Source organism: Streptomyces sp. NPDC007164, assembly GCF_040634135.1.
In the GTDB taxonomy this organism is placed as follows: domain Bacteria; phylum Actinomycetota; class Actinomycetes; order Streptomycetales; family Streptomycetaceae; genus Streptomyces; species Streptomyces sanglieri.
In genome coordinates, this window is record NZ_JBEYFB010000103.1 from 1 (window position 1) to 8,336 (window position 8,336).

Below are 8,336 nucleotides of genomic sequence, written 5' to 3' on the forward strand. Positions count from 1 at the left end.
CCGCTACGAGAAACGCGCCTACATCTACCTCGGCACCGTCACCCTCGCGGCCCTCGCGATCTGGCTCCGAACATGATCCAAGAAACAGTCCCTAGAGCCCGGTGATGCGCGTGACGGCGTCGAGGGTCAGCCGGCGGTCGTGGGGTTCCGTGGCCAGGGCGCGGTGGAGGGTCAGCCCCTCGATGAGAGCGTCGAGTTGGCGGGCCGTGTCCGAGTCGAAGTGCTTCTCCAGGTGGCCGCGGCTGCGAGCCATCCATTCATGGGTGAGTTCCCGATAGGAGGGCCGGCGGGCGGCGAGAGTGTAGAGCTCCTGGGTGAGGATGAGGTCGCGTCGGCTTCCGTCGGACAGGGCGTGGATGAGGTCGGCCACCGCTTCCCGGGCCTGGTCGGCGTCGGCCGGCGCGGCGAGGTGCTCGTCGAACAACGCCACAATGTGCCCGGTGAAGTGGCGGAACGCCTCCCGGAGCACCTCGTCGATCCCGCTGAAGTGGTAGGTCATCGAGCCCAGCGGGACGTCCGCGCGCGCAGCGATCTTCCGGTGGGAGACCCCTGCTGTGCCTTCCTCCGCGATGAGGTCGAGCGTGGCCGTGAGGATGCGTTCGCGACGCTGCGGGTCGGTGTGCCCGGTAGCCATGGTCGTCGCGTCCTCAGAGGGTGCGAACAGGGCGGGCGGGGTTGCCGACGGCTACGACGTCCGCGGGAATGTCCTTGGTGACGACGGCACCGGCACCGATGACGGAGTTGTCCCCGATGGTCACGCCGGGAAGCACGATCGCGCCTCCGCCGATCCATACGTTGTCACCGATGGTGATCGGCTTGGCGGCTTCCAGCTTGTCGCGACGAGGCTGCGGCTCCAAGGGGTGCGTCGGAGTGAGCAGCTGGACGTTGGGGCCGATCTGGCAATCCTCGCCGATGGTGATGGCAGCGACATCCAGGGCGGTCAAGTTGTAGTTGACGAAGGTACGCGCCCCGATCGTGATGTTGCTCCCGTAGTCCACGTACACGGGCGGCCGCACGTGGACCTCGCCCCCTACCGAGCCGAGGAGTTCGGCGAGGAGGGGCTGGGCCGCGTCCGCATCTTCGGTGTAGGCGGTCTGATAGCGGGCGGCCAGACGTACGGCTTGCTGCTGACGGCCGGCGATTTCGGGGTCGTCTGCGATGTAGAGGTCGCCCGCCACCATGCGTTCGAAGTTGGTGTGGGGGTCCTGTGCAAAGTAGTCCGTCGCCATGCGTACGATCGTACACCCCTGAGCGTACGTTCGTACGCTCCAGCTCCGGTGGGGTTGGGACAGTGTGGACAGGTGGGGTGCCCTGAGCGTTGTGGCGGCCCGAGGATGAATCGCCGACTGCTGCGATCCCCCACGACCGGGCCGGGGGCCGGGCGGCCGCCCGCTTACTCGTGGACGCCTGTCACCGGTCACCGGTCACCGCAGGATCGGCCTGGTGGGCGTGGTCGGGTGACATCGCGATGTCGCAGTGTCGGTGGGAGCTGCGCCCAGCCGGTGAACTCGGGGACGGCATCGGTGCAGCATTGAGTCGGGGGCGGCCGGCAGAGCAGCCCGGCGACCGGGCCCGTCTGCTGTTTCTGCCAGAATCGCCACATGGCTGAACACAACACGGATCACGACTATCTGCTGGACAACCGGCAGTCGGAGGCAGGCATCCGCTTCGGTGCCCTCAGTGAGCTGTTCGATCCGGTGACGTTCCGGCATGTCGACCGGCTAGGGATTGCCGCCGGCATGCGGTGCTGGGAGGTCGGCGCCGGCTCACCGTCCGTACCCCTCGGCCTGGCCGACCGGGTCGGCCCGACGGGTGCGGTGGTCGCCACCGACATCGACGTGTCGTGGACCCGGGACATCGGCGGTGGTGTGATCGAGGTGCTGCGGCACGACGTGGCGGCCGACCCGCCGCCGCCCGGCGGCTTCGACCTCGTCCACGCCCGACTGGTCCTGGTGCATGTCACTGATCGTGCCGAGGCCCTGCGGCGGATGGTCCAGGCACTGCGGCCGGGCGGCCGACTGCTCCTGGAAGATGCCGACCCGGGACTGCAGCCTTTGCTGTGTCCGGACGAGTCCGGTCCCGACCAGCGGCTTGCGAACCGTCTGCGGTCAGGCTTCCGCGATTTGATGGCGACACGCGGCGCGGACCTCGCGTACGGACGGACCCTCCCCCGGCTACTGCGCGAGGCCGGTCTTGAGGATGTTCAGGCCGACGCGTACTTCCCGATCACTTCGCCGGCCTGTGCCGTCCTCGAAGCCGCGACCGTGCGGCAGATCCGCAGCCGCCTGGTGACGGAAGGGCTTGCGACCGACGAGGAGATCGACCGCCACCTGGCGAACGTCGCCACCGGACGCCTCGACCTCGCGACCGCACCCATGGTCTCCGCATGGGGGCGCCGTCCCTGAGGCCTCTTGTGGGGCCTTCCACGGGGCCCTCCGCAGGGCCTTGTGTGGGAGTGGGATGCTTCCGATGCCTGCCCTCCATCCGCCCATCCCTTCGGAGAAGGGTCGCCGGGCGCACACGCGAGGGCGCCGGCCGTCCCTCCGTCAGGCGTTGATCAATGCGATGTCGCACGGTCCTCGGACGAGTTGCCCGCTGTCGACGGGATCGCAAAGAAGGCCAGTGCTGCGAGGACCGCCACAATCGCCGCGAGCGCCAGGGCGCCACGCAGGGACCAGGTGGCGACCGGTCCGGCGGCCGCGGCTCCCAGGGCGAATCCGGTGGTCTTCAGGCTGGCGCCGGTGGTGAAGATCTGGCCGCGCAGATGTTCCGGGGCCTCCCGGTGGCGGACCGCGAACAATGCGGCCAGTTGTGGTCCTTCACCGATCCCGAGCGCCAGTACGGCCACGACCAGCAGCACTGGTTGCTCCGAGGTGGCCAGGACCAGTGCGGCGGCCTGGACCAGGGCACTGGCCCAGATGATGGTGTCCGGGGCGGGCGGGTGCGGAAACCTCGCGAGTACGGCGTTGGCGGCGAGGGCGGAAACCGCCGCGCAGGAGAGCAGCATCGCGCCGCGACCGGCTCCGCCCAGGACCTCCTCGCCGAGGAACACCGTGCAGGCGGTCAGCATGCCTTGTGCCACGCAGGAGACGACCGAGGTGAGAGTCGCCCGGGCCAGTGGCGGTCGCCTGACAACGACCCGGATTCCGGCAACGAGGTCGCTGATCACCGAGGTCTTCCGAAGAGCATGCTCCCGAACGGGACGGGCCGGGAGCATCAACGCGGTGGGCAGCGCCAAGCCGATGAGCCCCGCGGAGACCACCACGGCAGTCGGCGCCCCCAGCAACTCCGCCGTTCCGCCGGCGAGAACCGGACCGGCCAGGCTCGCCGCGCCGTAGGTCATGGCGTCGAGCGTGTTCGCCCGGGGCAGGCCGTCGTCCGGCACGACCCGAGGCAGTTGGGCCGTCCATCCGCCCGACAGGGCCGGCGCCCACATCCCCGTCAGAACTGCGATCAGGATGGTGACGGCGAACGGAAAGCGCCCGAGCCCTCCGAGGATCACCCACAGGCCGGCCGCGTACAGGACGAGGGCTCCGGCCAGCAGGCGGCCCGGTCGTCTCGCTCTGTCGAGGAGCGTCCCGAGCAGTGGCCCTCCAGTCGCGGCGGAGATCGTGATGCCCGCGAGCAGCGACGACGCGTCGGTGGTCGATCCGGTCAGCGCGAAGCCGGCCAGCATCAACGCCGGTCCTGACATCTCGTCCCCGGCACGTGCCGCCACCGCTCCGACGAGGTGGACGCGGAGTGAGTAACGCGTTTTCATGAGCAGGACGTTACGGAGGTAACTCAAAACTCTGCAATATGCGTTACATTGCGCGAGTGTCCTCCAACATCGACGACTGGTCCACCAGGCACTCCGTATTGGCCATGGCTCGGCGAACCGCCGCTCTGGTCAATGCCCTCGATGCCGGCCGCCCCGACCCGGGCGAAGTCGCCGATGTGCTCCGCGCACACGGTGAAGCGGTCGACGTCGAGCTCACGGCTTTCGATGTCGACGGGATGCGTGCGGCTGCCGCCCTGCTACGGGAAGTCTTCGCCGCCGAGACCGCCGACAGTGCGGCCGGCTGCCTCAATCGTCTTCTGGCAGAACACACCGGACCGCTCCGCCTGACTTCTCACGGCGGTGACTCCCCCTGGCACCCTCATCTCGACCACGATGACGACGCCCCCTGGGACGAGTGGCTTCTCGCCTCGTCGTGCATGGCCCTGACGGTGCTCGTCTGGGAGTACCAACGTCCACCCGGCAGGATCTGCTCATCAGCCGGCTGCCGGAACGTCTTCATCACGCAGGGCAGCGGCCCGGAACGCCGCTACTGCTCCCGTCGATGCGCGACCCGCGAACGGGTCTCCGCCCATCGACGCTCCCGCTCCGCCGAGCGGTCGGGCGGAACGGAACAGAGGCCTGAGTGACGATGCAGGATCCGACCCAGGATCCGGCGAGAGCAAGCGAGTACGACACCCGTAGTCGGCCAGGCCCTTTGGGCATCGGTCGGCACGCTCAGGACAACTGCGGGCCCTGCTCCGAATGAAACCATCCCGCCGCCGGCACCCCGGAGCTCGCGCGGTGGTCCGTACGAAACCGCCTAGAGGCGGCGTGCTCCGACAACCACCGAACTCACCGGTGTCGTCAGTACCTCGGTGGCGTCCAAGTCCGCATGAGTGAGGTAGAACATGCGCAGTTCATCCACTTGACCCTCGAAACGAGGCGGCCAATGGGGCGAGGGGGTGAAGTCGTCCAGGATGAGGAGGCCACCGGGAGCGAGCTGTTCGACGACCCGCTGAGGGTCGTCACGCTTGCCCCCGCCGTCGCAGAAGAAGACGTCGAACGGGGCGTGCTGCTCAAGCAGCTGCCAGTCCCCCGTGAGAACACTGACGCGGTTGTCGTCCGCGAAGATGCCGGCCGCTCGGCGGGCCAGTTCCTCGTCGCGCTCCACGGTGATCAGACGTGCACCGGCACCGAGGCCACTGTGCAGCCAGGCTGTGCCGACTCCGGAGCCTGTGCCGCTCTCCGCGACGACTCCGTCGGGTTTCGCGGCAGCGGCCAGCTTGAGCAGCCTGCCCACCTCAGGAATGCAGCTCTTCTTGAACCCCGCCGCGGAGGCGACACGCTCTGCGGCCACCACACGAGGCGGAACGGCACGTTCTTCCATGGACACGCCCTCTCTTAACGTGAAGCATGACAATATCTGCCGGCAGAGGCGGGGCATCCATACAGCTCTTCTCCTGCCGGGCCTCGGCAGTGGAACTCGCTCGCGCTCGTACGGCTCATCTGATGTGGTGGGTGCTACAAGGCACTTGGAGCGTAAGGGGCAGCTTGTGGCGGACGACGGATGCATCTTCTGCACGATTGTTCACGGTCGGGCGGCTGCCAGCATCGTTCATGAAGACGAATCGGTGATCGCCTTCATGGATCTCCGGCCGGTCAACCCCGGTCACCTGTTGGTCGTCCCCAAGACGCACTCGGTGGGACTGGAGGATCTTCCGGAGGACGTCGGCGTCCAGGTCTGGAAGGTGGCGCACCGGCTCGGGCGGGCACTGCGCCGATCAGGTTTGCGGTGCGAGGGTGTCAACCTGCTCCTCGCGGACGGCGAAGCCGCGTTCCAGGAGGTCTTCCATGTGCACCTTCACGTCATTCCTCGCTTCACAGGCGATCCGTTTCGCATTGGCTCCGACTGGCGTACTCATGAGCGTGAGCAGCTCGACGAGGCATCCGCCGCCGTCCGCGGCGGCCTCGCCGCACTGGATGCCCTGCACCGTTGAGAGTCGGAGGGCGACAGCTCCCAACGGTCGCGACAGCCGTCGGGGTCACATGCCGCTCACCAATCCCGGGCGGCGATCAACTCCTCCACGTCTGCGTCCGAGAAGCCGTACGCCGTCGCCACGAACCAGAAGTCCTCGCCTATCTCCTCGCGCGCGACAGTCTCGATCTCGCTCCCTGCCGCCACGAACTCGGCCTCCAGCACATTGAACTGCTCCGTTGCCGCCTCCGTGAGCACATACAGGGCCGGCAGATCCGCCGGCTTCTCAGCCTCGATCCGCTCGCACAGATTCAGCAGGATCGCCCTGCCCTTGTCGAGGACGTGGTCCGGAAAGTAGGCGTCCGCATACAGCGACTGCAGAAAGGCGTGGTCAGTCACCTGCTGGTTTGTGATCGGCATGGTGCCCCATCTCCTCGAAGAGTCAACGTGCCGATCATGCACCACACCACTGACAGGCTCGGCGCACGCCCGGAAGCAGCACGCTCGTGAACCGTCGCTGGTGGCCGACGAGTCGGCGGCCCTCCCGCCGTTGCCCCTCGTGAGAGCGGTTGCCGCGCCTACCGCCCGTCGATGGCGTGCTCCTTCAGAAATGCGCCCGCGTGGGCGGCGGCCTCTTCCTTTGTCGCGTAGTGCGCGGTGCCGTCGGCCTCCTCGCGTGTGCCGTCGGCTCCCTGTCCGGTCCACCGCCAGCCGCCCGACGACGGATCCCGGGACAATTCGGCGCTGCCACCGCACAGTTCGATGAAGCCGGCCTCCGCCGTCGAGGCCGACCTGTCGATGGCTTCGGGCCACTTCTTGCGGGCACCCTGCCGGGTGATCCCCCAGGCAGCACCCAACTGTTCGTAACTCGCACCGTAGGAACCGGCGGTCCTTGCCGCGATTGCCGTCAATCGCTTGACCTCCGCGTCCACCACCTTCCAGGTGGTGAGGATCGAGAGAGTCACATCGATGGGGTCGGCATCCCACATGCGTTCTTCGGGGAGTCCGGTAGTCCGGGCACGCATGGCCGAGGCGAGTGGGTCGAGAGCATCCAGAAGGGCCTTGTCGAGGGCCGTCTCTTCCGCGGCAGTGATCTCAGGCAGCATCATGCACGCAACTTTAGTTACCGGATGGCGATTTCGCAACCAAAGTTACCGAGAGGGTCGCATGGAGCCGATATTCATTCGCACTACACGCATATGCATGATGAGCCTATGGATAAGCGGGTTATGAATCTGGACCCCGAGGTGTCCGCCGAGGCTCTGATGATCGCCGTGGAGCGGATGGTCCGCCATGTGCGCCAGAGCGCCATCACCGGAGGTCTGAGCACGGCCGCCTCCACCGCGCTGGGCCGTCTGGTCCGCGAGGGACCGCACCGTCTGACCGAACTCGCGCGCGCCGAAGGCGCCTCCCAGCCGAACATGACCCAGCTCATCACCCGCATGGAGCGCGCCGGTCTCGTAAGCCGTGTCGCCGATCCCCACGACGGCCGGGCCGTACTGGTGGAAGCCACGGACACCGGCCTGGAGGTCTTCCGGCAGCGTCGCGCGGAGCGTGCGGACGCCTTCCAGTCGCTGGTCGAGGAGTTGAGCGAGCCGGAACAGCAAGCGGTGAAGATCGCGCTGCCCGCCCTTGACCGCGCCATCCAGGCCCGTCAGGCCCGTCAGGACTGCTCCTGACTCAAGTCGTCGCGGTCCGCAGAACCTGTCCGCCCTCACCCGCCACCTCTTCTCAATGCTTGGAGAGAAACGCATATGAGTGCACCGCATGGAAAGGCCGCCAGTCCGTTCAGGCAACCCAAGGCCGTCTGGGCCGTGGCGTTCGCCTGCGTGGTCTCGTTCATGGGCATCGGCCTGGTGGACCCGATCCTGCCCGCTCTCGGCAAGAGCCTGCATGCCTCGCCCAGCCAGGTGTCTTTGCTGTTCAGCAGCTATCTGATCGTCACCGCCGTCGCCATGCTGTTCGTCGGCTGGGTCTCCAGTCACCTCGGCGCCAAACGCACCCTCGTCATAGGTCTGGCGGTCATCGTCGTCTTCGCCGCGCTGGCAGGCACCACCAACTCCATCAACGGCATCGTCGGTTTCCGTGCCGGCTGGGGCCTGGGCAACGCGCTGTTCATCGCGACCTCTCTCGCCGTCATCGTCGCCTCCGCCAGCGGCGGGTTCGGCGGCGCGATCATCCTGTACGAGACCGCGCTCGGCCTCGGCATCGCTGTCGGCCCTCTGCTGGGTGGCGAGTTGGGCGGCATCAGTTGGCGCGGTCCGTTCTTCGGCGTCGCCGTCCTGATGGCCGTCGCGCTGGGCGCGACGCTCGCCTTCGTTCCCTCGCTGCCAAAGCCGAAGCACGTGGTGTCACCGATCGCACCGCTCAAGGCTCTGCGTCACCGCGGCCTGCTGACCATGGGCATCATGGCGCTCCTGTACAACTGGGGCTTCTTCACCATGCTGGGCTACGCCCCGTACCCCATGGAGCTGAGCGCCCACGAACTCGGCCTGGTCTTCACCGGATGGGGCCTCCGTAAGTTGTTAGTCGGCCCGGGAGGGCCGGGTGTGGCTGATGGGGTCTTGCCTTCAGTGGCTTGCCAGGAGTGGCCGCCCGGCT

The 8,336-nt window shown here is 67.6% G+C and carries 11 protein-coding genes; 5 read left to right on the forward strand and 6 right to left on the reverse strand.

Annotation, left to right across the window (positions count from 1 at the left end; translation table 11 throughout):
* Positions 1-91: 91 nt before the first annotated feature.
* Both ABZ622_RS41235 and ABZ622_RS41240 read right to left on the reverse strand, forming a co-directional pair.
* Positions 92-634, reverse strand: a complete 543-nt coding sequence (locus ABZ622_RS41235) for a TetR family transcriptional regulator (protein ID WP_360552388.1) — start codon at positions 632-634, stop codon at positions 92-94.
* A gap of 13 nt (positions 635-647) precedes the next feature.
* A complete protein-coding gene (locus tag ABZ622_RS41240) occupies positions 648-1,229 on the reverse strand; it encodes a sugar O-acetyltransferase (RefSeq protein WP_360552390.1) in 582 nt (193 codons plus the stop codon).
* A 372-nt stretch (positions 1,230-1,601) separates the two neighbouring features.
* On the opposite strand from ABZ622_RS41240, the gene ABZ622_RS41245 reads away from it, so the two are divergent.
* Positions 1,602-2,405 carry a methyltransferase domain-containing protein gene (locus ABZ622_RS41245; protein ID WP_360552392.1) on the forward strand — a complete coding sequence of 268 codons (804 nt, stop codon included), beginning with the start codon at positions 1,602-1,604 and terminating at the stop codon, positions 2,403-2,405.
* A 152-nt stretch (positions 2,406-2,557) separates the two neighbouring features.
* Here the strand turns inward: ABZ622_RS41245 and ABZ622_RS41250 are convergent, their stop codons facing one another.
* Positions 2,558-3,760, reverse strand: a complete 1,203-nt coding sequence (locus ABZ622_RS41250) for an MFS transporter (RefSeq protein ID WP_360552394.1) — start codon at positions 3,758-3,760, stop codon at positions 2,558-2,560.
* A 38-nt stretch (positions 3,761-3,798) separates the two neighbouring features.
* Between ABZ622_RS41250 and ABZ622_RS41255 the strand changes: the two genes are divergently transcribed.
* Positions 3,799-4,407: a CGNR zinc finger domain-containing protein gene (locus ABZ622_RS41255; protein ID WP_360552396.1), complete on the forward strand. Its 609-nt coding sequence runs from the start codon at positions 3,799-3,801 to the stop codon at positions 4,405-4,407.
* 173 nt (positions 4,408-4,580) lie between these two features.
* On the opposite strand, the gene ABZ622_RS41260 is transcribed toward ABZ622_RS41255, so the two are convergent.
* Positions 4,581-5,153 carry a class I SAM-dependent methyltransferase gene (locus tag ABZ622_RS41260; RefSeq protein ID WP_360552398.1) on the reverse strand — a complete coding sequence of 191 codons (573 nt, stop codon included), beginning with the start codon at positions 5,151-5,153 and terminating at the stop codon, positions 4,581-4,583.
* A gap of 160 nt (positions 5,154-5,313) precedes the next feature.
* On the opposite strand from ABZ622_RS41260, the gene ABZ622_RS41265 reads away from it, so the two are divergent.
* On the forward strand, positions 5,314-5,757 hold the full coding sequence (locus ABZ622_RS41265) for an HIT family protein (protein ID WP_360552400.1): 444 nt from the start codon (positions 5,314-5,316) through the stop codon (positions 5,755-5,757).
* A 56-nt stretch (positions 5,758-5,813) separates the two neighbouring features.
* On the opposite strand, the gene ABZ622_RS41270 is transcribed toward ABZ622_RS41265, so the two are convergent.
* Together ABZ622_RS41270 and ABZ622_RS41275 are read right to left on the reverse strand one after the other, a co-directional pair.
* Positions 5,814-6,155, reverse strand: coding sequence for a DUF5713 family protein (locus tag ABZ622_RS41270; protein ID WP_360552402.1), 342 nt, complete (start codon positions 6,153-6,155; stop codon positions 5,814-5,816).
* 158 nt (positions 6,156-6,313) lie between these two features.
* Positions 6,314-6,844, reverse strand: a complete 531-nt coding sequence (locus ABZ622_RS41275) for a hypothetical protein (RefSeq protein WP_360552404.1) — start codon at positions 6,842-6,844, stop codon at positions 6,314-6,316.
* A gap of 105 nt (positions 6,845-6,949) precedes the next feature.
* Between ABZ622_RS41275 and ABZ622_RS41280 the strand changes: the two genes are divergently transcribed.
* Together ABZ622_RS41280 and ABZ622_RS41285 are read left to right on the forward strand one after the other, a co-directional pair.
* Positions 6,950-7,414 carry a MarR family transcriptional regulator gene (locus ABZ622_RS41280; protein WP_360552406.1) on the forward strand — a complete coding sequence of 155 codons (465 nt, stop codon included), beginning with the start codon at positions 6,950-6,952 and terminating at the stop codon, positions 7,412-7,414.
* A gap of 75 nt (positions 7,415-7,489) precedes the next feature.
* A partial coding sequence (locus tag ABZ622_RS41285; RefSeq protein WP_360552408.1) for an MFS transporter occupies positions 7,490-8,336 on the forward strand: 847 nt, incomplete at its 3' end.

Bases quoted from the DNA above. Each gene is read 5' to 3' on its own strand.
- ABZ622_RS41235 (WP_360552388.1), bottom strand. From the start codon at position 634: ATGGCTACCGGGCACACCGACCCGCAGCGTCGCGAACGCATCCTCACG.
- ABZ622_RS41240 (WP_360552390.1), bottom strand. From the start codon at position 1,229: ATGGCGACGGACTACTTTGCACAGGACCCCCACACCAACTTCGAACGC.
- ABZ622_RS41245 (WP_360552392.1), top strand. From the start codon at position 1,602: ATGGCTGAACACAACACGGATCACGACTATCTGCTGGACAACCGGCAG.
- ABZ622_RS41250 (WP_360552394.1), bottom strand. From the start codon at position 3,760: ATGAAAACGCGTTACTCACTCCGCGTCCACCTCGTCGGAGCGGTGGCG.
- ABZ622_RS41255 (WP_360552396.1), top strand. From the start codon at position 3,799: ATGCGTTACATTGCGCGAGTGTCCTCCAACATCGACGACTGGTCCACC.
- ABZ622_RS41270 (WP_360552402.1), bottom strand. From the start codon at position 6,155: ATGCCGATCACAAACCAGCAGGTGACTGACCACGCCTTTCTGCAGTCG.
- ABZ622_RS41275 (WP_360552404.1), bottom strand. From the start codon at position 6,844: ATGATGCTGCCTGAGATCACTGCCGCGGAAGAGACGGCCCTCGACAAG.
- ABZ622_RS41280 (WP_360552406.1), top strand. From the start codon at position 6,950: ATGGATAAGCGGGTTATGAATCTGGACCCCGAGGTGTCCGCCGAGGCT.